This is a genomic window from Thalassotalea hakodatensis, from assembly GCF_030295995.1.
Lineage (GTDB): Bacteria > Pseudomonadota > Gammaproteobacteria > Enterobacterales > Alteromonadaceae > Thalassotalea_C > Thalassotalea_C hakodatensis.
Map to the genome: position 1 here is coordinate 3,288,898 of NZ_AP027365.1, position 22,169 is coordinate 3,311,066.

Annotated in this window: 25 protein-coding genes; 3 read left to right on the plus strand and 22 right to left on the minus strand. The window is 38.3% G+C overall.

What is annotated here, in order from left to right; translation table 11 throughout:
- Positions 1-5: 5 nt before the first annotated feature.
- From lepA to rpoE, 5 genes are all read right to left on the minus strand, one after another.
- The gene (gene lepA / locus QUE72_RS14585; RefSeq protein WP_074498835.1) at positions 6-1,796 is read right to left on the minus strand and encodes a translation elongation factor 4; all 1,791 of its coding nucleotides are present in this window, start codon (positions 1,794-1,796) and stop codon (positions 6-8) included.
- A gap of 118 nt (positions 1,797-1,914) precedes the next feature.
- On the minus strand, positions 1,915-2,397 hold the full coding sequence (locus QUE72_RS14590; protein WP_286269791.1) for a SoxR reducing system RseC family protein: 483 nt from the start codon (positions 2,395-2,397) through the stop codon (positions 1,915-1,917).
- Positions 2,394-3,365 (minus strand): MucB/RseB C-terminal domain-containing protein, encoded by a 972-nt coding sequence (locus tag QUE72_RS14595; RefSeq protein ID WP_074498837.1) that lies wholly within the window; start codon positions 3,363-3,365, stop codon positions 2,394-2,396. Before QUE72_RS14595 ends, QUE72_RS14590 begins: the two co-directional genes overlap by 4 nt.
- A complete protein-coding gene (locus tag QUE72_RS14600) occupies positions 3,362-3,961 on the minus strand; it encodes a sigma-E factor negative regulatory protein (RefSeq protein WP_286269792.1) in 600 nt (199 codons plus the stop codon). Before QUE72_RS14600 ends, QUE72_RS14595 begins: the two co-directional genes overlap by 4 nt.
- A 25-nt stretch (positions 3,962-3,986) precedes the next feature.
- The gene (rpoE, locus tag QUE72_RS14605) at positions 3,987-4,565 is read right to left on the minus strand and encodes an RNA polymerase sigma factor RpoE (RefSeq protein WP_286269794.1); all 579 of its coding nucleotides are present in this window, start codon (positions 4,563-4,565) and stop codon (positions 3,987-3,989) included.
- A 208-nt stretch (positions 4,566-4,773) separates the two neighbouring features.
- On the opposite strand from rpoE, the gene nadB reads away from it, so the two are divergent.
- The gene (gene nadB, locus QUE72_RS14610) at positions 4,774-6,381 is read left to right on the plus strand and encodes an L-aspartate oxidase (protein WP_286269795.1); all 1,608 of its coding nucleotides are present in this window, start codon (positions 4,774-4,776) and stop codon (positions 6,379-6,381) included.
- A gap of 386 nt (positions 6,382-6,767) precedes the next feature.
- Here nadB and QUE72_RS14615 read toward each other — a convergent pair whose 3' ends face one another.
- A complete protein-coding gene (locus QUE72_RS14615; RefSeq protein ID WP_074498841.1) occupies positions 6,768-7,019 on the minus strand; it encodes an FAD assembly factor SdhE in 252 nt (83 codons plus the stop codon).
- Positions 7,020-7,233: 214 nt separating this feature from the next.
- On the opposite strand from QUE72_RS14615, the gene ygfZ reads away from it, so the two are divergent.
- The gene (gene ygfZ, locus QUE72_RS14620) at positions 7,234-8,235 is read left to right on the plus strand and encodes a tRNA-modifying protein YgfZ (protein ID WP_286269798.1); all 1,002 of its coding nucleotides are present in this window, start codon (positions 7,234-7,236) and stop codon (positions 8,233-8,235) included.
- Between the two features lie 20 nt (positions 8,236-8,255).
- Positions 8,256-8,744: an FKBP-type peptidyl-prolyl cis-trans isomerase gene (locus QUE72_RS14625; protein WP_074498842.1), complete on the plus strand. Its 489-nt coding sequence runs from the start codon at positions 8,256-8,258 to the stop codon at positions 8,742-8,744.
- Between the two features lie 91 nt (positions 8,745-8,835).
- Here QUE72_RS14625 and QUE72_RS14630 read toward each other — a convergent pair whose 3' ends face one another.
- From QUE72_RS14630 to guaA, 16 genes are all read right to left on the minus strand, one after another.
- A complete protein-coding gene (locus tag QUE72_RS14630; protein WP_074498843.1) occupies positions 8,836-9,036 on the minus strand; it encodes a DUF4177 domain-containing protein in 201 nt (66 codons plus the stop codon).
- Between the two features lie 10 nt (positions 9,037-9,046).
- Positions 9,047-9,397 (minus strand): RidA family protein, encoded by a 351-nt coding sequence (locus tag QUE72_RS14635; protein ID WP_074498913.1) that lies wholly within the window; start codon positions 9,395-9,397, stop codon positions 9,047-9,049.
- Positions 9,398-9,685: 288 nt separating this feature from the next.
- Positions 9,686-9,859 carry a hypothetical protein gene (locus QUE72_RS14640; RefSeq protein ID WP_175573113.1) on the minus strand — a complete coding sequence of 58 codons (174 nt, stop codon included), beginning with the start codon at positions 9,857-9,859 and terminating at the stop codon, positions 9,686-9,688.
- A gap of 130 nt (positions 9,860-9,989) precedes the next feature.
- Positions 9,990-10,493, minus strand: a complete 504-nt coding sequence (locus tag QUE72_RS14645) for a GNAT family N-acetyltransferase (protein WP_286269803.1) — start codon at positions 10,491-10,493, stop codon at positions 9,990-9,992.
- 14 nt (positions 10,494-10,507) lie between these two features.
- On the minus strand, positions 10,508-11,227 hold the full coding sequence (locus QUE72_RS14650; RefSeq protein ID WP_286272990.1) for an SIMPL domain-containing protein: 720 nt from the start codon (positions 11,225-11,227) through the stop codon (positions 10,508-10,510).
- 19 nt (positions 11,228-11,246) lie between these two features.
- A complete protein-coding gene (locus tag QUE72_RS14655) occupies positions 11,247-11,537 on the minus strand; it encodes a hypothetical protein (protein WP_074498845.1) in 291 nt (96 codons plus the stop codon).
- Positions 11,538-11,550: 13 nt separating this feature from the next.
- On the minus strand, positions 11,551-12,015 hold the full coding sequence (locus QUE72_RS14660) for an OsmC family protein (protein WP_286269805.1): 465 nt from the start codon (positions 12,013-12,015) through the stop codon (positions 11,551-11,553).
- 57 nt (positions 12,016-12,072) lie between these two features.
- A complete protein-coding gene (locus QUE72_RS14665; protein ID WP_074498847.1) occupies positions 12,073-12,939 on the minus strand; it encodes a tetratricopeptide repeat protein in 867 nt (288 codons plus the stop codon).
- A 151-nt stretch (positions 12,940-13,090) separates the two neighbouring features.
- The gene (locus QUE72_RS14670) at positions 13,091-13,684 is read right to left on the minus strand and encodes a glutathione S-transferase family protein (RefSeq protein ID WP_074498848.1); all 594 of its coding nucleotides are present in this window, start codon (positions 13,682-13,684) and stop codon (positions 13,091-13,093) included.
- 29 nt (positions 13,685-13,713) lie between these two features.
- Positions 13,714-15,222 (minus strand): serine hydrolase, encoded by a 1,509-nt coding sequence (locus QUE72_RS14675; RefSeq protein WP_286269806.1) that lies wholly within the window; start codon positions 15,220-15,222, stop codon positions 13,714-13,716.
- Positions 15,223-15,464: 242 nt separating this feature from the next.
- Positions 15,465-15,899 (minus strand): hypothetical protein, encoded by a 435-nt coding sequence (locus tag QUE72_RS14680; RefSeq protein ID WP_074498849.1) that lies wholly within the window; start codon positions 15,897-15,899, stop codon positions 15,465-15,467.
- Between the two features lie 248 nt (positions 15,900-16,147).
- Positions 16,148-16,654 carry a prepilin-type N-terminal cleavage/methylation domain-containing protein gene (locus QUE72_RS14685; RefSeq protein ID WP_286269807.1) on the minus strand — a complete coding sequence of 169 codons (507 nt, stop codon included), beginning with the start codon at positions 16,652-16,654 and terminating at the stop codon, positions 16,148-16,150.
- A gap of 388 nt (positions 16,655-17,042) precedes the next feature.
- Positions 17,043-19,094 (minus strand): TonB-dependent receptor, encoded by a 2,052-nt coding sequence (locus tag QUE72_RS14690; RefSeq protein WP_286269808.1) that lies wholly within the window; start codon positions 19,092-19,094, stop codon positions 17,043-17,045.
- A gap of 127 nt (positions 19,095-19,221) precedes the next feature.
- Positions 19,222-19,728 (minus strand): arsinothricin resistance N-acetyltransferase ArsN1 family B, encoded by a 507-nt coding sequence (locus tag QUE72_RS14695; protein ID WP_286269809.1) that lies wholly within the window; start codon positions 19,726-19,728, stop codon positions 19,222-19,224.
- A gap of 342 nt (positions 19,729-20,070) precedes the next feature.
- Positions 20,071-20,457 carry an energy transducer TonB gene (locus QUE72_RS14700; RefSeq protein ID WP_286269811.1) on the minus strand — a complete coding sequence of 129 codons (387 nt, stop codon included), beginning with the start codon at positions 20,455-20,457 and terminating at the stop codon, positions 20,071-20,073.
- Between the two features lie 111 nt (positions 20,458-20,568).
- Positions 20,569-22,146: a glutamine-hydrolyzing GMP synthase gene (gene guaA / locus QUE72_RS14705; RefSeq protein ID WP_286269812.1), complete on the minus strand. Its 1,578-nt coding sequence runs from the start codon at positions 22,144-22,146 to the stop codon at positions 20,569-20,571.
- Positions 22,147-22,169 lie beyond the last annotated feature (23 nt).

Sequence of the window (22,169 nt, forward strand, 5' to 3'; positions counted from 1 at the left end):
TACCTTTAGTTTTCCAGTTTTAGGACTGCTAAGAACGCTTCTTGAGGTACTTCTACATTACCTACTTGTTTCATGCGTTTCTTACCTTCTTTTTGCTTCTGTAATAATTTTTTCTTACGAGAAATATCGCCACCGTAACATTTTGCCGTTACGTTTTTACGCAATTGCTTTACGGTAGTACGCGCAATAATGTTATTGCCGATTGCCGCTTGAATAGCAATATCAAACATTTGACGATGAATGAGTTCACGCAATTTATCAACAAGCATTCGACCTCGAGCTACTGAATTTGAACGGTGAGTAATCATCGCTAATGCGTCAACACGATCACCATTGATCATTACGTCAGCTCTTACCATATCAGACGCTTGAAAATGGATAAAATGATAATCTAGTGATGCATAGCCTCGACTTGTTGATTTTAACTTATCAAAAAAGTCCATGACCACTTCTGCCATCGGTAACTCATAAGTAACCGCAACTTGCTTACCGTGATAAATAATATCTTTTTGTACACCACGTTTTTCAATACATAACGTAATCACATTACCCAAGTGCTCTTGTGGTACTAAAATATTGGCTACAACAATAGGCTCACGAATTTCAGCAATATCGTTTACCGGAGGTAAATCACTCGGGTTATCGATAGACAACACTTCGCCTTTAGTCGTTTCAACTTCATAATTTACTGTAGGTGCGGTCGTTATTAAGTCTAAATCATATTCACGTGCTAAGCGTTCTTGAATAATTTCCATGTGCAGCATACCAAGAAAGCCGACACGAAAACCAAAACCTAATGCAGAAGAATTCTCTGGTTCGAAAAACAATGATGCATCATTTAAGCTCAGTTTATTTAATGCATCTCTGAAGCTTTCATAGTCATCAGAGCTTATTGGAAAAATACCCGCGTATACTTGCGGTTGAGCTTTTTTAAAGCCGGCAAGCGGTGCTTCAGCTTCTTTCTTAGCAATAGTAATAGTATCGCCAACCGGTGCACCGTGAATTTCTTTAATACCGGCAATGATAAAACCTACTTCACCGGTTCTTAATATGCCTGTCTCTGTTTGTTTCGGCGTAAAAATACCCACTTTATCGATAATGTGTGTTTGTCCGGTAGACATCACTAACATTTTATCGCCTTTTTTCACTTCTCCATTCATTACACGAACAAGTGATACAACACCTTGGTAATTATCAAACCATGAATCAATAATAAGTGCTTGCAAATTCGCGTCTGGTTCACCTTTAGGTGCTGGAATATTTGCGACAATACATTCAAGTACATCTTCAATACCAATACCGGTTTTAGCCGAACAAGCTACTGCTCCTGTCGCATCAATACCAATAATGTCTTCTATTTCTTCACTAACCCGATCTGGATCCGCTTGAGGTAAATCAATTTTATTAAGAATTGGCAATACTTCAAGATCCATTTCTATCGCGGTATAACAATTTGCAACAGTTTGTGCTTCAACACCTTGGCCAGCATCTACAACAAGTAATGCGCCTTCACAAGACGCTAACGAGCGTGAAACTTCATAAGAAAAGTCAACATGTCCTGGCGTATCAATAAAGTTTAGCTGATACGTTTCACCATCTTTCGCTTTATAATCTAATGTCACACTCTGTGCTTTGATTGTGATACCACGCTCACGCTCAAGATCCATTGAATCTAGCACTTGTGATTCCATCTCGCGCGCAGTCAAACCTCCACAATGTTGGATTAAACGATCAGACAACGTAGATTTACCGTGGTCAATATGAGCAATAATGGAAAAATTTCGGATATGTTTCATAGAAGAAAATTAATATACAGCTTTCACAAAATAATAGTGGCGAGATTTTATCTAATTTAGCGCGTGGGGGCTATCTTTTGTTGGGATATTGAAGAAAAAATCGTATTTTAATGAATTATTAACTGAGATTAATACGTTGAGAAGAACTTTCGTTGCGTTGAATTACTCTTAATAATTTTGCATGCCAGCGCTCATCTGATGCAGTACGTTGTTGCTTAATTTGCGCACATTTAAAACCAATGTATCCGCCTAAAAAACCGGCAAATAGCGCAAATAGCTCATGCGTTAGATTCATTAAAGCAAAAAAATATTGCCCTATTATACTGCCGATAAACAAGCCAATTAATGGCCACAAATACACCTGCCAAGCGGCCGACAATAATACTTGTTCTGATAGGCCGATGAGTACATTATCACCAATACTTACTGGGGTGGTTGCATTTATTTGATAGCTTACTTGCTTTTGACCAAAAGCCTTCGCTACTTGGCCACTGCCACATGATTCAAGTTGTTGGCAGCCGCTACACGTAGACTTAACCGTTGTTTGCACAATAGCTTTTTCACCATTTACTTCAATAACTTGTGCATGTTCTTCTATCAAGGAGCTACTCCAGATATGAGTCTGACAGAATCAGCAATACGTTTCGCGGTTTGCGTTGGCACTTTACCGACAACGCTCACTTCAAGGCCTTTCACTACTTGACTTAATACAACTGTTGCTCCGTCCATTACGTAATCAGTAGCACGTTGCTGCTCTTTGCTCGGGGTTACATAGATCGACACTTCAGCCAAACCATCACTAAACAATTGAAATTCAACAGGTTCTTTTGTTGAAACAATGCGATGTCTATTAGCATTGATACGCTCAAAACCTTGCGGTAACCAGTCAACTTTCCAAGCAAGTTTTTGTTGCTGGTAGCCTTCTGGAATATCAACCACATCAGGTAGTTCAGTACTATTTAATTGTATTAAGCTCTCTGCAGGCTGTTCAGTAATATCTAGGTGGGTAAACTGCACCTGTTCAAGCTGTTGGCCTTTTCGAGTGATCACAGCCAACTTTAATAATAAACTTGTATGTTGATCTAGCCATAACCAATAAGCGTATTTACTGTTGTCTTTCGGTACAATACGAATAACCTGAGCACCACGCCCAAGCACCCTACTTTTACCTACAGAAACAAAATTATAATGTGCTTGAAGCGCGGCTAAATCATTACTTAACACATTAGGAATTGGCCCAGTAATTTGTCTGGTTTTAACTGAATACGGTGGTAGTTCTGGTTCAATATAACTGACAATATCGCCTTTTCTCAAAACGTCGCGTCTAGGGCCATTAAGTAAAGATAAAATCTCTAGTTCAATACCTTGTTCACTTATGCCATGAAACCAATGGTACGGTTCTGCGTGATTATTTTTTACCACAACAAAAGAGGTACCAAAATTTAATGTTTTTAGTGAATGTGATAATTGTTTAAGCCATGATTCGGCGGAGGTAGGTTCTTGCGTCTCTTGCGCTTTCACTGGTGATATCATCAACACCAGTGAAATAAGGAAAGTCGTTAATTTCATTTAACCGATTTATCAGCCTCTTGCGGTTGCTGCTTATCTTTAGAAGAAGGAATAACTGCGCTAAATTTCATTTGTTGTTTATGGTCTTGTAAAAGCGCATGAAAACGTCGTTGTTGTTCAACAATCGCTTGTTGTTGATCAGCACGAGTATTTTGTTGAAAGTTTAAACTTACTGGCTGTGCCACACCACCAACCGCTAAACCAGTTTGAACTACTTGGTAAGGCGTGGCGGTATCCTTGTCAGCCACATTAGTTTGCACTCCAAACACCATCAAACCTGCGGCTGACGCTGCAATTGCAACTTGTCCGAATGGTTTCACCATGCTCACAACTTTTGCTTTAACGACACTTGGTAAGCTAGGTTTTTTCAACGGAGCTAACACTGTTGGCTCTTCTGCAATGGCATTTGATATAGCATCAGAAAGATCGATATCTATAGATTGTGCTACATCGTCACGCAACACATCACCAATTAAATGATAACGCTGCCAAGTTTCAGACATATCATTGTCTTTTAGCACATCGTCTAAAACCGCATCTTCATGATGAAAATTATCGACTAGCGAAGATACTGTTTCAAATTTGCTTTCACTCATAGAAAAACCTTAAACCTTTTCGTTATTAGCGCTGAAGTAATGGACGAATTTTTTTATCTACAGCCTCTCGAGCTCTAAATATTCTAGAACGTACTGTACCAACAGGACACTCCATAATTGTCGCAATTTCTTCGTAACTTAACCCTTCTAATTCACGTAAATTAATTGCTGTACGCAAATCATCTGGTAATTGTTCAATGGTACTAAACACCATCTTTTTAATTTCGTTGGTTAGCAGTAATTTTTCGGGTGATGCATTTTCACGTAAAGCATCACCTGAATCATATATCTCTGCATCTTCAATTTCAACATCTGTGCCTGGAGGCTTACGACCACTCGACACCATATGGTTTTTTGCACAATTTACAGCAATTCGATATAGCCAAGTATAAAATGCACTGTCACCCCTAAAATTAGGCAATGCACGATACGCTTTAATAAACGCTTCTTGAACAATATCGGGGACGTCACTATGATTTCTTACATAGCGTGACACCAAGTTTGCTACTTTGTTCTGATACTTCGTTACTAGCAGGTTGTAGGCATTTTTGTCGCCACGTTGTACCCGCTCAACCAATTCTTGGTCGACGTTCAGTTCGCTCATTCGAGCCAATTCTCCTACAAACAACTTAATTAAAAAAACATTTGGCTCATAACAAACGCATAAAGTGAGACTAAGGAAACATTAAAAAGTTCTAAAAAGTTTTAATTTATTTAAAAAAAGATAAAGATCTCTATTTAATATGCTGTTATCAACGCCTATTACAAGATAAAATCCCTGCCATTATACAACACCTTAGTTCACCACGTACATGAATCATCAACATAACTGTGACGTTTTAATTATTGGTAGTGGCGCTGCCGGACTTACCCTTGCCTTACATTTAGCTCAAAATGCTGACGTGGTTATTTTAAGTAAAGGTAAAATGTATGAAGGTTCAACCTTTTATGCCCAAGGCGGCATTGCAGCCGTATTCGATGAAAATGACAGCATTGAGTCACATGTCGCAGACACATTAATTGCAGGTGCAGGGTTATGTGATGGACGCACCGTACAGTATACCGCTGAAAATGCTAGAGCATGTTTAGAGTGGTTAATTGAACAAGGCGTCGCGTTTGATCAAGAAGACAATGCAAACGGTGATGTGAAATATCACTTAACGCGAGAAGGCGGACACAGCCATCGCCGTATACTTCATGCAGCTGATGCAACGGGTCAAGCGGTACAAACTACGTTAATTGAACGTGTAAAGCGACATAATCGTATTCGTATTTTTGAACGCTATAACGCAATTGATTTAGTACGAGATCACAAACAATCAAATAAGCCATGCATAGGCGCCTATGTTTGGAATCGTAATGCCGAAAAAGTAGAAGGTATTTATGCAAAAAAAGTCATTTTAGCGACCGGTGGTGCATCAAAAGTATACCAATATACTTCTAACCCTGATATTGCCAGTGGCGATGGTATCGCTATGGCATGGCGAGCAGGATGCCGAGTGGCTAATATGGAATTTAATCAATTTCATCCTACCTGTTTATTCCACCCTGAAGCAGGTAATTTTTTGATCACTGAAGCGTTACGCGGTGAAGGGGCAATATTAAGACGCCCTGATGGTAGCAGATTTATGCCTAGTTTTGACGAACGTGCAGAATTAGCGCCGCGTGACATTGTGGCGCGTGCTATCGATTTTGAAATGAAACGCTTAGGTGCTGATTGTATGTATCTAGATATCAGCCATAAATCACCTGAATTTATTAAGCAGCATTTTCCAACCATATACGAAAAAACCATGTCATTGGGTATCGACATGACAAATAGCCCAATCCCAATAGTACCTGCGGCACATTACACCTGTGGTGGTGTGATGATAAATCAACAAGGGCAAACTGATGTTAACAACCTTTATGCGATTGGCGAAGTAGCCTATACCGGTTTACATGGTGCTAATAGAATGGCGAGTAACTCGTTACTTGAATGTTTAGTGTTTGCGCGAGCGGCTGCAAAAGATATAGAGCAAACATTAGATCACAAACAGGGTTATCATGCTTTACCCCCTTGGGATGAAAGTCGCGTTATCGACTCAGATGAAGAAGTCGTTATACAGCATAACTGGCATGAATTAAGGTTATTTATGTGGGATTACGTAGGTATAGTGCGCACCACAAAACGCCTCGAACGCGCATTACATCGTGTTGAGTTATTACAAAAAGAAATTGACGAATATTATCGTCACTTTCGCGTGAGTAATAATTTACTTGAATTACGAAATTTAGTTCAAGTTGCGGAACTCATCATTAAATGTGCAATGACGAGAAAAGAAAGTAGAGGGTTACATTACACCCTTGATTATCCAGAAATGTTACCAAAAGCACAGGTTACCGAGTTACGTCCTGTAAATTATTCTTTTGAAACCTAAGGATGTGTCGGCAAAGGCGCGCATAATCTTGCTTGCTGACACTGTCTTTGAAAATAAATAATTTCGTTGGTTGTTTTCGAACATCATCTACGGGTGCTAAATACAACCAACAGCCTAACCAGCCAATTCGACTTCCTTGTACGATTGGCTGTGCCCTTTGCTGGTTAACAGCAGCAAGCCCTAAACTATCCAAGTTAACGACATAATTTGTCGAGATGTTTTTACGTACACTCAAACTGCCGAAATACAATAAACCACTCATTAGTAAAGCATATTGACAGCTTATTGAATAAGGTATCAATATTACAATGACCAACAATAGAAAAAATAAGCTAATAGCTACATTGCTCAGACGGCTGAGTATTAAAGAGTGTTTAATTCGTATTCTATACTTTGACTCTATTAAGTATAAATTGCACCATTTCGTTGAATTGTGGGTCTTCACATTCCTCGTGTCCCATAAACCACGCAAACAACTCTGGATCTTGGCAAGTTAATAAGCGTTCAAAAATCCGTTTTTTATCTTCTGTAAGTGCATCATAGGCTTCATCTACAAAAGGCATAAACAATACATCTAACTCTAGCATACCTCTACGACATGCCCATTTAAGTCTAGCTTTATTTACAGGTTCTGACATTTTTTTTACCTTAATACGACATTAGCCACATTATAGCAAATTCACTTTACCAACTTCTACTTATGTTAAGCGAATTATATCGTTAGTTTTCTTTCATTTGATGAGTTGGGCTTACTCTTAAACAACACCTAATGTTCAGATAAAATACCTAACGTAAAAAAGATAGATTTACCGTGAATTTATTGGCTTGTCTCTTATACAAATGCCCTTATTTATGTCATCATTAGACTATCAAATTCATTACATCATGACAGATCACATAACGCATATGAAACCAAGTTTATCTGCTTTACCTGACGTTTTTACTTTACCGTTACGTAGCGTTGCCGCTATCAGCATATCAGGCGAAGAACAAATTAAATATTTACAAGGCCAAGTTACCTGCGATGTAGAATCATTAGTGGAAAATAAGTTGTTACATGGCGCTCACTGTACCGCGAAAGGTAAAGTACTCTCATGTTTTCGCTTATTTTCACACCAACAAGCGTTATTATTGCTACAACCAATCAGTACGTTAACGCAATCGTTAACCGAGCTACAAAAATTTAGTGTATTCGCTAAAGTCGATATTGAACAAGCGCATGTCAGTTTTGCGGCAGTTTGTGGCACACAAGCAGCTAATCACTTAAATAAATCATTCTCTCAGGTGCCTGACATTAATTGTCCTGCAATAACGGAGCACAATATTACCCTGCTTTATATTGATGGGGATATTCCACGTTACGTGCTTGTTGGTGAAAAAGAAACCGTTAACAACAGCATTGACTCTCTTTCGATACCAACGCTTTCACAAGATGTATGGTCTTTATTAGAAATCAGCCAAGGCGTACCTAACTTGGTTGAATCTGAACAAGAATATGTGCCACAAATGCTGAACATGCAAGCCATTCATGGTATTAGTTTTACCAAAGGTTGTTATTTAGGCCAAGAAACTGTTGCTCGAATGCAATATCTAGGTAGGAATAAAAAAGCAATGTTCGCGTTAACCGGTAATTGTGATGAACTTTCAACGCCATTAGTTGTTGAAAAGCAATTAGGCGAAAACTGGCGTAAAGCTGGAGACGTTATCAGTTATTATCTTGCTGATAACGGTGAACTATACGTCCAAGCAGTTCTAGCAAGTGATACTGAAGACTCTACTAATCACAGACTTAAATCTCCTCAATCGTGCCAACTCTCAATAATGGCTCTGCCATACACGCTTGAAAATCAATAACCTCAAATCTAGGAATTATTATGAAAATAGCCCCTAACAAAGTCGTCATGTTACATTACGCCGTTTCTGACAGCGAAGATACGCTTATTGACAGCTCTTACGATCACCAACCTTTAGCGGTTATCCACGGCACAGGTTATTTGATCCCAGGCCTGGAAGAAGCACTGACAGATCATCAAGCCGGTGATAAATTTGAAGTAGAGGTTACAGCAGAAAATGCCTACGGCGAACGTCACGATGGCTTTGTACAAACGGTGCCTAAATCGCTTTTCCAAGGAATTGAAGATTTAGATGTTGGTAGCCAATTGCGTGCCACTACAGACGAAGGCGAACAAACAGTTATTGTTGTTGATGTACAAGATGAAGAAATTACTGTGGATGGTAATCACCCACTTGCAGGTATTGATTTAAAATTTGATGTTGAAATTATCGAAGTACGAGATGCTACAGCTGAAGAACTTGAACATGGTCATGTTCATGCAGAAGGCAGTTGTGATCATGAGCATTAAGCCATGCACTATCGCATAATTAACATTTAAATTATGCGTGATTAAAATAACAAGCCCAATTAATTATTGGGCTTAGTCAATTACTTATCACTTATGTAGTTAATCGTTTAAAAACAGCAACTGCGGCGATATCAGTGCCAAATACTGATGAATTCGTATCAAGGCTAACCAGTTCCCAACCCATTTCACCGTAAGCATTTAACTTATCGTCAAGCAATGACAAATCTAATCTGCCAGAAATAAATTGTTTCTTATCGAATCTCAACGTTTTATATTGCCATGTTGCTGCCATTTATCACTCCTTAATTACATTCCGCTGCAATCACCGATATTTCAACTAATAAAACATCTCGTGCCATTGGTGCTTGCACACATGCTCTAGCGGGCGCATGACCTGCTGGTACCCAAGCATCCCAAACCTCATTCATTGCAGCAAAATCGTCCATCGTTTTTAAATATATTGTTGCCGAAAGCATATGCTCTTTTGAGCTGCCAGCTTGTGCTAATAACGCTTCTACTTTTTCCAGCATCGTCGTTGTTTGACCGGCAATATTATCACTTGCATCTTTACATACTTGGCCGCACAGATAAATAGTACCGTTATGCTTAACTATCCGGCTCATACGGGCGCCCGTTTCCATTCTTTCAATCATATTTATGTAGTTTGTTAACGAAAAGTGCATGCATCATAATCGTTGTTAGGTTTTGAGCAAATAAAAAAATGCGATGACATATAATTGATCTTCCCTTAGTAATGGGATGGACGTTGTTTACATTTTCGATAAAATGACTCAATGGTAGCGGAAGATGACACGAGGATTACTAATCATGCCAAGTACCAAAGTTTAAAGCCACTCACATCAAAGTAATGCTGGTGTAAAACTTAGCGAGCGCCTGAACATTTACTCGATTGAACGTAAAATCACTTCCAATTGAAAAGGTTATTCTTGTTGAGAATCAACGGATGGCTTATTTTTAGCGATAGTCACAGCCCCTAAAATAGCAAACATTATGGCAACACCATAGAAAGACAACTGATCGCCTAATAACCCTGCAAATAAAAATAAAACGCCACTTAAGATAAATAAATAACCACTTTTACTTTTTTTAGACATACCCTATCCCTCTGTAGTTTTGATGTGCTTTTGTTATTATTTATTTCTATAACTACAACATAGCACTATAACCAGCCAACACTCAATAAAATGTAGATTATTTGCACACAAATGTAGTCTTATAAGCAGCTTAACGTTCTTTGCCACTTTTTAATAATGACCATAACTCTTCATCAAAGAACTGACCCTTTTTGTAAGAAACATGTTTACGCATTCCTTCACAAGTAAAGTTATTCTTAGCTAACACTCGACTAGATGCTTTGTTCAATGACACCACAGAAACCTGTAGTCGTTGAATATCGGTTGTCGTAAATAGCCATTGGTTAAAATCTTGAACGGTAGTTGTTGCAATGCCCTTTCCCCAGAATTTTTGAGCAACCCAGTAACCTAACTCTGCACTGCGGTAATATTCAAAGTCTCCCCGTTGTGCTGAAATACAACCGACAAACTCACCTTGATATTCAATAGCTTTAATAAGATTTGACTGTTGACTGTGGGAAATCCACCACTGTGCATCTTGCTCAGTATAGGGTTGTGGAATTGCACTGGTAATATATTGTGTAACATGTGAATTATTTAAATAGTTAACCAATAAGTCACTATCATTTTGTCTAAAAGATCGTAAGGTGATCATTAATTATTAAACCATTAGTCCGATAAGTAATATTCAAGAGTAGATACAACGCGTATTCTTTTAATATGAGGGTTGTTTGTATCTCTACTGCTAATACTAAACTGCCCTTGTGAAGCGCGTTTAATTTTTCCTAATTGACTGTTAGAGTCTAACGCGAACTTTTCTGCCACTTCCCGTGCATTTCTAGTTGCTTCTTCAATCATGTCTGGCTTTATGTCATTTAAACGCGTAAATAAGTATTCTGTACGAGATTGGTAATTCCCCCCCGTGAACACAATTCCTTGTTTACCGAGCTCTGACAAGGCGCTTTGTAATTGCCGTACTGATTCTATATTAGTTGAGTAAACCGTCACCGTTTGTATCGCAGTATAGCGAAAAGTCGCCACAGAATTATTTCCATATTGTTGTGCTGATTTATCTGTAATAGCAGGTGCTGATAAACTCATTTCATTGGCATTGATACCACGTTTAGTTATGAACGTTTTTATTTTTTCGGCATTTTGCTCTATGTCACGATATAAATGTTCAAGGTTATTATTAGCAACGGCAAATTGAATTGGCCAAATAACAACATCTGCACTCAACTCACGTTCTGCTAAACCTTTTACCTTTACGCTGCGTTCATATTGTTTATACGTAATTGCAGCAGATGAAAGAAAGTAACCTAAAGTAATTAATCCTATACAAATAAAAACGCCAAGTATAAATGCACCGTTACTATTTTTTTGCAAAATAAATTCCTTATTAACTATCTTAATCACTGAGCTTTACATCACCAGCAATAAACTGCAAACCTTGAATATCAGGTGCTTTACATCGTTGGGCATTCGGTAACTTAGCTATTTTTTGAAAACTGGCCGTTAAATAAAGCATGGTATGACAGTGTAGGTCTGTCGATTCATATCGATAAAATGCGGCCATTGGTATGATACTATTAGCTAATTGATATGTTTTTTCTAATTGATTTTTAAAACGTTCAAGTAGCAAGTCTGCAATATTTGCATCACCTAAATCAACAACATACCAGCTATCAATACTTGTCATTATATTTCCGATATTAACGAGGAATTTCAACAACTATTTCAGTTTTCACGGAGTTTGCGATAAAACACTGTTCATGAGCCAGGTGATGTAACTTTTCGATAACCTCAGATGAAGGCATGCGTGCACCAGTAAAAACAACATCAGGTACTAACGTAACTCGAGTCATCATCATTTTACCGGCACTTTCTGCCATTTCACCATATGCATTATCTTGATAACTAGCAACCACATAGCGTTTTTTCGCTGCCATCGCGAGAAAAAATAGCATATGGCAGCTCGATAATGACGCAACGAAAGCTTCCTCTGGATCAACATTCTCAGCGACAGAATACGGAAGCGGCACAATATGTGGCGAGGAAGAAGCAGGTACACTCACCCCTCCTTCAAATGACCAAGTATGGCCACGACTATATTTATTATCGATATAAGCTTCATCTGCCTGTTTTTGCCAACTCACCACAGCGCGATATTTCGCCATTTACTTCTCCTAAACATCACGGCTCTTCGCTATTTATAGCGAACTAGCACATAACTACTATAGCTCTGCTAAAGCGATAAACGCTTCGTCATCTTTTAAACTTTCAAAGTACATTTCCCCCATTAATTCTTCTCTTAAAGGTGGAGATAAATCAATGGCTTGTTTAATGTCTTCTATTGCTTCATTTTTTTGTTCTAGTTTCGCTTTTGCACAGGCTCGCTGCCAATAGGCAAAGGCATATTCACTGTCAATCTCTAACGCTTGATTCACCAACGATATAGCCCAAGAATCATCGTTCATATCAAGTAATATGTCAGCTTTGTAGGTTAATGCTTCTACGTCGTGGGGGCTTAGCTCAAGTATTTGATCATAAATATTCATCTTCTCTTGATCACTTTTCTCTAAACCCGCTCGCATCCAAAGTGAATGCACTAAGTTACTATCTGATAACTCTTTTTGTGCAGTAACAATTTGATTAGAACGTTCTTTAATCGTATCTTCCAAAGCGTTGAGACGTTTCTCATATTCTAAAGTCAACTTTTCTATTCTTTTCGTTGTACTTGATTCCATGTGTACTTTGATATCGTTAATCGACTTCCACCCTAATAACACTAAGATAGATGCGGCCGCAGTAATGATATAAAAAATGTTGTTTGTAGTATCAGCGGTATAACGCAGTGCTCGATCAGATGACTCTAGCTTTGCATTGGCAACTTTATCGATCATTTCAGCTTTTAATGCTTGTTGTTCTTGGCGCAATGATTTGAGTTCATCAAGCATGTACCGCTCAATAAACGGGCTATAAAGGGGTTGTTCTAGCTCATTGACTTTTTTATCAATGGTCTCAGCTTGTTGAGCGAACACTGTGCTAGTCAGTAGAAAGCTCAAGATGAATAACTGAACTAAAATAGGGTGTAAGCGCATTGGTATTTATTAGCTCCGTTCAGGTAAATATCAAGATAACAAGGTTTAAACAGTCATATCTTTCAGTTTAACAACGCTTATTCGCGACTAAACATGGTTTGATAGCCAACATATCAAGGTAATAAATACGTTATTTAACCGTTGGCTTTTATTACATCGCAATATAATTAGGTAAAGACTGAATTCGTTTAAGCCACTGTATGATAGCGGGATATCTGTAGAGATCAAATCCTCCTTCATCAGCAACGTGCGTATAGCCATATAGTGCGATGTCAGCAGTGGTGATTTTATCCCCCGTTATAAATGAGCTTTGCAATAATTGTTGTTCCATTACGGCAAGCGCTTTATGTCCACCTTCTTGTTTAGCAAGATACTCTGCTTTACGGTCTGCTGGTAAACCTAGGTATTTTGCAATAAACCTTGCCACTGCAATATAAGGCTCATGACTGTATTGTTCAAAGAACTGCCATTGTTGGATTTTCGCATATTGATAAGGATCTGATGAAAGTAGTTCACTTCCCGCCGCTAGAAAATTGATGATTGCATTTGATTCAGCAATAAAGCGCCCATCGTCGAGCGCTAATAGTGGTATTTTACCCGTAGGGTTTTTATTGAGAAAAGCGGTGGTGTGAGATTCGCCGCTAAGAATATCAACATGAACCCATTGATGCTCAATCGCAAGCAGTGATAACAGCAACTTCACTTTATAGCAATTACCTGATTGACTGTCTCCGTATACTTTCACTGCTGGCTCCTTTGTGCTTTTAATATTTATTACAAAACTGATATTTTTTCGATCATCTGTTTAGCATTGTCATTACTTGCATCAAATGACAGTGAGGTTTGATAAAATTCAATAGCTTTGTCGTGTTGTTCATTAAGGTAGTACGCCTCAGCAAGGCTGTCATAGGCGTTTGCAGATGTTGGGTGTATACGGGTATTAAAGGTAAATATGTTAATAGCGTCACCTAATCGTTTCGAGCTAATTAATAAGTAACCTAATGAATTCAGATGACGTTCACTGATGCTTTCACCCTGCTGCTTACGTAACTCTTGCTGCTGTTCTAGCGCCTTAATACCACCTTTTTTATATTGTTGAAAAAGTGCATACATTGGGTGTTGCTGTGCAGGTGCAACCGGTTTATTGTAGAGAATATTTAGGATACCTTCCGTCATTGCTGTCATCGGGGCGCCACCGGCATTATTTAATATGATCACTAAATATTTATCTTCAATCACCCGCGTAATAAAAGCATTAAACCCATTAATACCACCGCCGTGTTTTACAATAGACTTTGCTTTGCCGAATTTTTCTGCTGGCAGGTGCTCAATCATCCAACCATAGCCATAATTCCGATCACTTGTATCTTCATACATCTTCTTTTGTAACGGTGTACTTACTACCGTCCCCTCATGAAGGGCATTATCCCACTTTAATAAATCACGCGTTGTTGAATACATTGAACCGGCAGCATAAGGGATCGACATATCAAGATAATCGGCATGCTGATAACCTTCTAATAGCTTTTCATAACCTTGCGCTTTATTGGTTAAAATTTCTTGTCCATTATCGTAGCCAGTATCATGCATTTTTAATGGCAGTAAAATGTGCTTATCTAACGACTCTGCAAAAGTCTCTCCTGTTACGACTTCTATGATGGCGCCTAAAATAAAGTAGCCTGAATTACTATATTGAAACTTACTGCCTGGTTCGAATGCTAAATCATCACTGCAATGCTGCTGAATAAAACTTTCAACCTGATAAGAGTTTCTACTGACTTTATTTCTAAAGTTCTCTTTACTGGTATAGCTTGGAATACCAGAAGTATGATTAAGTAATTGATGTATCGTAACTTTGTCAGCAATATCTTTTCGGTAATACGTTAAGTATTGGCTGATAGGCGCGTGTAAATCAACGGAACCTTTTTCAACTAACTGCATAATCAGTGTTGCAGTAAACTGCTTTGTTAAAGAGCCAATACGAAATTTTGTGTTGGGATCGTTTTTTATCCCCCATTCAAAATTTGCTTTACCAAAACCTTTTTCAAAAATAATCTTGCCATTTTTGGCGACTAGCACACTGCCATTTAGTTCACGCAATGCATGATAATCACTCATTAAAGCGTTTATTCTCACCGCTTTTTTCTTTAAAGAATCAACGGCTGTTGGCTGAGAAGAGCTTTCATTTAACAACGCAGATGTTTTAACCGGTTGAGCGTTGATAATACTTAATGGTAGAAAAGAAAACAGTACGACTAAGCGCACAAACGTTAATTTTTTCATCGTTCACATGATCCTTGTTCAATTATTGTTATCGTTATTTATCACAGTATATTCCGTGGCTATTAATCGTTACAGAAACGAGAAATACGAACAATATCGTAATATTAAACCATATCTTTTGAGCAAGTAACTGTCAAACATTAACCCATTTAACATTAAGCTTAAAAGCAATGTATACATCTCATGAACATTCGCAAAAAACTGTGCGACGAACTGAAAATGACTTTCGCCATCAACTCACCCTAGGCGGTACAAAATGCACTATCAACAACGTTTATCGTTGCAATATCTGCAACTCTCACTTTGACACATCTCGCATCGATAAGATGTTCTTTTTGAATAAGGGTAAAACTTCCGCGTTCGGCGTTAAATAGAGAGTACTCAAAGGCTTCATCACTTCCTTCAGTAATAGCGGTAAACAAACCACCAATTAATGCGCCAGCAATTCCGGCAGCAATCATGTCTTCGCTATTACCATCTGATTCATCCAGTATCCCTACACCAGCACCAACTAATACACCTGTTCCAACATTAGAAGATAATGTTACCGGTGTAACATCAACCACTGAGGCATAAAATTCTTGAATGAGTTTTTGTTGCTCCGCTCGATCAACACCTGGTGTTGCACAACCAGACATCATCACAAAAAGCATGCTTAAAAATATATATTTATACATAAATAATCTTCATCATAGTTAAAAGAAATTCAATTATAAGCACGGCTTTATGATGAGTCTGTGTTAAGAAAGTACACGTTTAGTAAAAAAGTGTAAGTAACATTGCCTTTGTTGTAAAATAGCAAAGGATTAGATCTGTTGATCTTTCGTGATTAAACATTTTGTACAATACGTGAGCAATGTCGCATGGTTATTTTATGTAAATTGCGAACAACAATTATAAAACAAACGCTAAAGTTCAACAGATCCTAATTATTAATCACAATATCACCGGTATTTGAATTGTAATTTACGGTAAAATTGGGCATTTTAGTGTAAATATACGTACAGGAATTACCACCATTATACGTTGCTTCAAAATCACTAGAGTCGTTTCCTGCAACTAGTGCATCTTGAGAATCTAATACTGCTCTCCACACATCCAAACAATCATTTTCACTGTTTAATGTTAAACTTACGCCCCGCGTATCAGCGGGGTAACCGGCACTGTTGACACTTAAGTCGCCACCAGCTAATGGATCAGAAATAGTGATAAAATCTTGCACTGCTTGGTTATTACCACGGATCAACCAAGCTATATGTACTTGGTTCACACCACTTTTGAAAGAAGCAGCCATACTGGTAAAAACTGCTTCATCAGCATCTTTTGACAAATCAACAAATTTTGGTGCAGCAGTCGCTGCTAACACACCTAAAATAACGATTACCACCACTAACTCTATTAAAGTAAAGCCTTTATTATTTTTATTAATCACTGCTATTCACTATTTATTATTATTGTTAACGCCATTACATTAAGTGATAACTAAAAAGTCCGCAATATTAAGCGCTCTTATTTCTCTATTTATTTGTAAAGACATCTATAAAGAACTGTAAATAGGGGGTGATAACCATTAATTCTTATCTTCCTGTTAAATTCAAGATTATCAATTAATCGATGTATTTAATTTACTAATAGCATTACTGTAATTCATAGCACTTCATGTTTATAAGAGAACCAATCTATTATGGTGCATCGAATGACATGCTTTCACATCTGTATTATCCTGAAAAGTCATTTTGTATCTTTCAGGATAATCCTATTAATTTTAATAATGAGCCTGTATAGATATAATTCAACTTACCAAACACTACCTCTTGTCGCTAGAACGTCATTTTCAGACCTATAGAAGGAAACATCCCCATACCTTCTTCACCTTCAATGTTGTAATCCGTTAGTGTTTCGTTGCCATCGGGCGCATAATAGTAACCAGAGAAGTTATCACTATTTGTCGCATTAAGCAGTGCAAATGTCCATTGTGCTTCGTGTCCCCAATAACGTGTTTTATAATTCGCTTGTAAATCTAAGCGATGATAAGTCGGTAGTGTTTCACTGTTTAAATCACCGTAAGTAGGTAAAAAATGTGTGGGATAGTCTGGGTTTTCTCTAAGCCCAATAATTGGCGTATATTTTTGGCCACTACGAACCGTTAACCTGACACCAAAATCCCAACGCTCATTGTATTGATAGTTGGCGACAACGTTAGCTAGCAAAGGGGTGTCTAAATAATATTCGGTTGTGCGATTGGTAAAGTCATCCGTTCTATCACTTTTAGACCAACTGATTGAAGCCCAACCATACCAATCATCGGCTAACTCTCTTTTTAGTACCCATTCAATCCCCTTAGCACTACCCGACATGTCATTGCTATAGTGTAGCTCAACATTGGCATCATCTTCATCGAGAGATCTGGGTAAGTCTTTAAGATCCTTATAATAGAGTTCGATCGAGCTTTGCCAAAGATCATTCACTTGATATTCAACGCTGAGGGCATAATGTTGAGCTTTAGGTGAGTCTAAAGCAGGATTACCTATCTTTTTTAATACTGTTTCAATATCAGGAAAACGACTATACGAACCTTGCTTTAACCCAATCGTTATTGCATCGGACGCAAACCAGTTAAGCGCTAAGCGATGATGTAAAAATGATTGCTCTGTGTAATCATTCCGTTCAGCTCTGAGCCCTACCTCCAATTGCCAAGCATGATTGATATACCACTTATCATTAACGTAAAACGCGGTAGTATTATTAGTTAGTTTATCTTCATCTTGAATTCTCTCACCTTTTTTACTCTCACAGTCTTGATCATGATCAGTGCAGTAATAGGGGATCGCATCAAAACGATAATTAAACACCTTGTGTTGTAGATCACTGCCAAGTATTAACGTATGATTTTTAAACCATTCAAGTTGATACTGAAACCTTAAATCATACTGTTCTTTATCAATATCAATAAACTGGCCTTCGCCATAAAATTCTTCAATTTTTTCCTGATTATGACCAAAAACTAATTGCATAATTTTACCGCCATCACCAAAGTACTGCCAAGAGATGCCTTGGCTATCAAAACGCGTTTTCAGCTTTAAATCACCAATAGAATCTGGATCAACCCGACCTTGTTCAGATGCAGCAGAAATATTAATACCACCAACGTCACTGGCACCATTGACAGTAAAAGTCACCTTGTGGTCACTGCCAACTAACCATTGATATTTACCTTGATAATCGTCACTGACTGGTGCTTTAAAGATAGTATAGCCATCTTCTTCGTCACCCTCGGGTAAGAATAAATGCATTAAACTGCGGCGATAAGAAAAATAAAAGGCTTGATCTTCCGTTACGCCACCTTCAACCATGACCCCTGTTTTTAAAAAACTTAGATCAACAATCGTTTCAATATCTTGCTGTTTAGGATCACGTAATTGCACATCAAAAACACCACCCGTCGCATTACCGTATTGGCTATTAAATGCTGCGGGGTGCAGTTTAAAGTCGCGAACGACATTTTCATTAAAAATGCTATCGCCAAATAAATGAAAAATATACCCCGCAGGTAAGTCATCAATATAAAATGCATTATCATCGGGCGAAGACCCTCTTACGGCAGGCTCACCACCGTCGTCACCGCCCGCATAGACAACCCCTGGTAAGCTATACACTGAATTAAGCGGGTCATGCGCTATTCCTGCTATCGCTAATAGTTTTTCAGTCTCCGCACTGAGTTGTGTATTAGGTTGATTTCTCCTGCCTTTAACTTCTATTTTTTCGATAGCGTCATTAGTGACTTGCTGACTTAGTTCCTCAGCAATGGATAACAAGGGTAATTGCAAGCAAATACCTACGGTGAAAAGGTTAATAGGTAATTTTTTGTCCATGGTAGTTTGGTCATAAAGTGAAATATGCCAAGAAGTTTACGCAGTGTGAGTGTTTTATTCTTGCGGTGAACTGTTGTTGCTTTGTCAATAAATGTGAGTTTTTGTTATGCCCTATTTTTAACCTGACTTAATGCATCTCATCTTCATGATTTAGTAGTCGTTGCCAATAACCTACGTCTATCCATTGATCAAACTTACGGCCAACCTGTTTAAAATGCGCTACTTTTTCCATCCCTAATTTTTCATGCAAAGCAACACTCGCTTTATTAGGTAATGCAATACCGCAGATAACTGCATGCAAATTTTTACCCGCTAATTGCGACAATAAACTTTGATATAATTTTGTTCCCCATCCTTTACTAACAACAGAAGGAGATAGATAGACAGTTGCTTCCACTGAGTACTGGTATGCACAACGCCCCTTCCATTTGCTCGCGTACGCATACCCAATCACTTGCTCATTCTCAATAGCAACGAACCAAGGAAGCTCCGCTTTAGCGCAATCTCGCATGCGGCAAATCATATCCTCAGCACTTACCGGCTCAGTTTCAAAGGTAACCATAGTATGTTTTATATAATGATTATAAATAGATGCTATTGCATCTGCATGCTTAGGAAGCGCTTGAATAATCATAAATAATACCAATTCGCATAAAGATTAAGTCAGTTCAGAGCGACGTCAGAGGTGGGAGAATAAGCGAAACGTGTGCAGGTATAGTTCTTCTACACCAAACACGTTTTGCGCAATTATCGCGCCTCTAACACGCTCCCAAATGGCGAGTTTAAACGCTTCATAGCCTGTGTTGTTGATTTTAACAAGGACGCTACAAGGATGTAGCTTATTAGAGAACGCAGGAGCACGTTCTCCTGAATAACCATTCTCTGCAATCAACGCCGTGCCTCTAAAGCGTTTAATTCTCGCTGAATGACCGAATATTTATGCGAATTGGTATAAATAGCATACTCAGCTTAACATTTACTCGGATTTATGAACAACGCCATCACGAAATGAGAACTGATATTGTACATTTTCTTGTACTTGCGGTTCGCCATTTTTAACTAAAGGCTTATATTTGGTACGTGACATTGCTTTTTTAGCCTGTTCGGCAAAACCTTTTCCTTTAGGGAATTCATGAACAACTGATACATCCTTTACACTGCCATAAGTAGTAACAGCAAATGTTAATAATACACAACCTTCAACACCTGATTTCAATGCCTTTTCTGGGTATTTGGGCATTTGAGGTATCCACATTGGTTCCACTTCTAACGTGAAATTTTCGCACCCCTCTGGATAATCAGAAAACGCAAAAACAGATAAGCTAAATAGTGTTAATGATAAGCAAAGTATTAGATTTTTCATTATTTAATTTCCCTTTCACAAAATGACGCTAAACATACCGCTGAACACTATTTAAACAAAAAACCAGTGAACTATCACTGGTTTTTTCTACAACTTAAACGTTACTAAGTGTTATTCCCACTCAATCGTGGCTGGTGGTTTTCCTGAAATATCGTAAACGACACGTGATATACCATCAATTTCATTAATAATGCGGTTAGACACTAATCCTAAGAAGTCGTATGGTAAATGTGCCCAGTGTGCAGTCATAAAATCAATTGTTTCAACGGCGCGCAAACTTACCACCCAATCATATTTACGACCATCGCCCATAACACCAACTGAACGAACCGGTAAGAATACCGTAAATGCTTGGCTTACCTTGTTGTATAAATCATGTTTATGTAATTCTTCGATGAAAATGGCATCCGCACGACGAAGTAAATCAGCGTATTCTTTTTTCACTTCACCAAGTATACGTACACCTAAACCTGGGCCTGGGAACGGGTGACGATAAAGCATGTCGTAAGGTAGCCCTAATTCTAAACCAATTTTACGCACTTCATCTTTAAAAAGTTCTCGTAATGGCTCAACTAACCCTAATTCCATGTCTTCTGGTAAGCCCCCCACATTGTGGTGAGACTTGATCACATGCGCTTTACCGGTTTTTGACGCTGCAGATTCAATGACATCAGGATAAATAGTGCCTTGTGCTAACCACTTAGCATTCGCAAGTTTACTTGCTTCTTCATCGAAAACATCAATAAATACATTGCCAATAATTTTACGTTTAGCTTCAGGGTCTGCTTCACCTTTTAATCGGTTTAAAAATCGATCTTCAGCATTAATATGTAAAATGTTTAGCCCAAAGTGATCACCAAACATATCCATCACTTGTTGCCCTTCGTTCAGGCGAAGCAAGCCATTATCAACAAAAACACACGTTAGTTTATCACCAATAGCGCGGTGAATTAGCATCGCAACCACTGATGAATCAACGCCACCAGAAAGGCCGAGAATTACCTCGTCATCACCCACTTGTTCTTTAATTTTGTCTATTGCATCTTCAATAATTGAACTTGGCGTCCAAAGTTTTTCACAGCCACAAATATCAACAATGAAATGTTCTAAAATACGCATACCTTGCTTGGTATGGGTAACTTCAGGGTGAAATTGTACACCATAGAATTGCTTTTCTTCATTGGCCATCGCTGCAAATTTACAACTTGGTGTTTGCGCAAGCGTTTTAAAACCTGGTGGAATCGCCGAAACTTTATCTCCGTGACTCATCCACACATCTAATAATGCTTTGCCGTTATCTGCAATACGATCTTCAATATTGGTAAACAAGCGAGACTCTGCAATAACTTCCACTGCTGCATAGCCAAATTCTTTATGCTCTGAACCATGAACGCCACCACCTAACTGTTCAGCCATGGTTTGCATGCCATAACAGATACCAAATAGTGGCACTCCTGCGTTAAATACATATTCAGGTGCTCTTGGTGAGTCTAGTTCAGTAACAGATTCAGGGCCACCAGCTAAAATGATACCACTTGGATTAAACTCTTTGATTTGTTCTTCAGTTACATCCCACGCCCATAACTCACAATACACACCGATTTCACGTACACGTCGTGCGATTAATTGAGTATATTGCGAGCCAAAATCTAGAATAAGTATTCGTGAATCATGGATATCTTTGGTCATATCAAAACCTTTTATAAGTTTAA

Excerpts from the sequence above, each read along its gene's own strand:
- lepA (WP_074498835.1), bottom strand. The coding sequence starts at position 1,796 with ATGAAACATATCCGAAATTTTTCCATTATTGCTCATATTGACCACGGT.
- QUE72_RS14595 (WP_074498837.1), bottom strand. The coding sequence starts at position 3,365 with ATGAAATTAACGACTTTCCTTATTTCACTGGTGTTGATGATATCACCA.
- QUE72_RS14600 (WP_286269792.1), bottom strand. The coding sequence starts at position 3,961 with ATGAGTGAAAGCAAATTTGAAACAGTATCTTCGCTAGTCGATAATTTT.
- rpoE (WP_286269794.1), bottom strand. The coding sequence starts at position 4,565 with ATGAGCGAACTGAACGTCGACCAAGAATTGGTTGAGCGGGTACAACGT.
- nadB (WP_286269795.1), top strand. The coding sequence starts at position 4,774 with ATGAATCATCAACATAACTGTGACGTTTTAATTATTGGTAGTGGCGCT.
- QUE72_RS14615 (WP_074498841.1), bottom strand. The coding sequence starts at position 7,019 with ATGTCAGAACCTGTAAATAAAGCTAGACTTAAATGGGCATGTCGTAGA.
- ygfZ (WP_286269798.1), top strand. The coding sequence starts at position 7,234 with ATGTCATCATTAGACTATCAAATTCATTACATCATGACAGATCACATA.
- QUE72_RS14625 (WP_074498842.1), top strand. The coding sequence starts at position 8,256 with ATGAAAATAGCCCCTAACAAAGTCGTCATGTTACATTACGCCGTTTCT.
- QUE72_RS14630 (WP_074498843.1), bottom strand. The coding sequence starts at position 9,036 with ATGGCAGCAACATGGCAATATAAAACGTTGAGATTCGATAAGAAACAA.
- QUE72_RS14635 (WP_074498913.1), bottom strand. The coding sequence starts at position 9,397 with ATGATTGAAAGAATGGAAACGGGCGCCCGTATGAGCCGGATAGTTAAG.
- QUE72_RS14640 (WP_175573113.1), bottom strand. The coding sequence starts at position 9,859 with ATGTCTAAAAAAAGTAAAAGTGGTTATTTATTTATCTTAAGTGGCGTT.
- QUE72_RS14645 (WP_286269803.1), bottom strand. The coding sequence starts at position 10,493 with ATGATCACCTTACGATCTTTTAGACAAAATGATAGTGACTTATTGGTT.
- QUE72_RS14655 (WP_074498845.1), bottom strand. The coding sequence starts at position 11,537 with ATGACAAGTATTGATAGCTGGTATGTTGTTGATTTAGGTGATGCAAAT.
- QUE72_RS14660 (WP_286269805.1), bottom strand. The coding sequence starts at position 12,015 with ATGGCGAAATATCGCGCTGTGGTGAGTTGGCAAAAACAGGCAGATGAA.
- QUE72_RS14665 (WP_074498847.1), bottom strand. The coding sequence starts at position 12,939 with ATGCGCTTACACCCTATTTTAGTTCAGTTATTCATCTTGAGCTTTCTA.
- QUE72_RS14675 (WP_286269806.1), bottom strand. The coding sequence starts at position 15,222 with ATGAAAAAATTAACGTTTGTGCGCTTAGTCGTACTGTTTTCTTTTCTA.
- QUE72_RS14680 (WP_074498849.1), bottom strand. The coding sequence starts at position 15,899 with ATGTATAAATATATATTTTTAAGCATGCTTTTTGTGATGATGTCTGGT.
- QUE72_RS14690 (WP_286269808.1), bottom strand. The coding sequence starts at position 19,094 with ATGGACAAAAAATTACCTATTAACCTTTTCACCGTAGGTATTTGCTTG.
- QUE72_RS14695 (WP_286269809.1), bottom strand. The coding sequence starts at position 19,728 with ATGATTATTCAAGCGCTTCCTAAGCATGCAGATGCAATAGCATCTATT.
- QUE72_RS14700 (WP_286269811.1), bottom strand. The coding sequence starts at position 20,457 with ATGAAAAATCTAATACTTTGCTTATCATTAACACTATTTAGCTTATCT.
- guaA (WP_286269812.1), bottom strand. The coding sequence starts at position 22,146 with ATGACCAAAGATATCCATGATTCACGAATACTTATTCTAGATTTTGGC.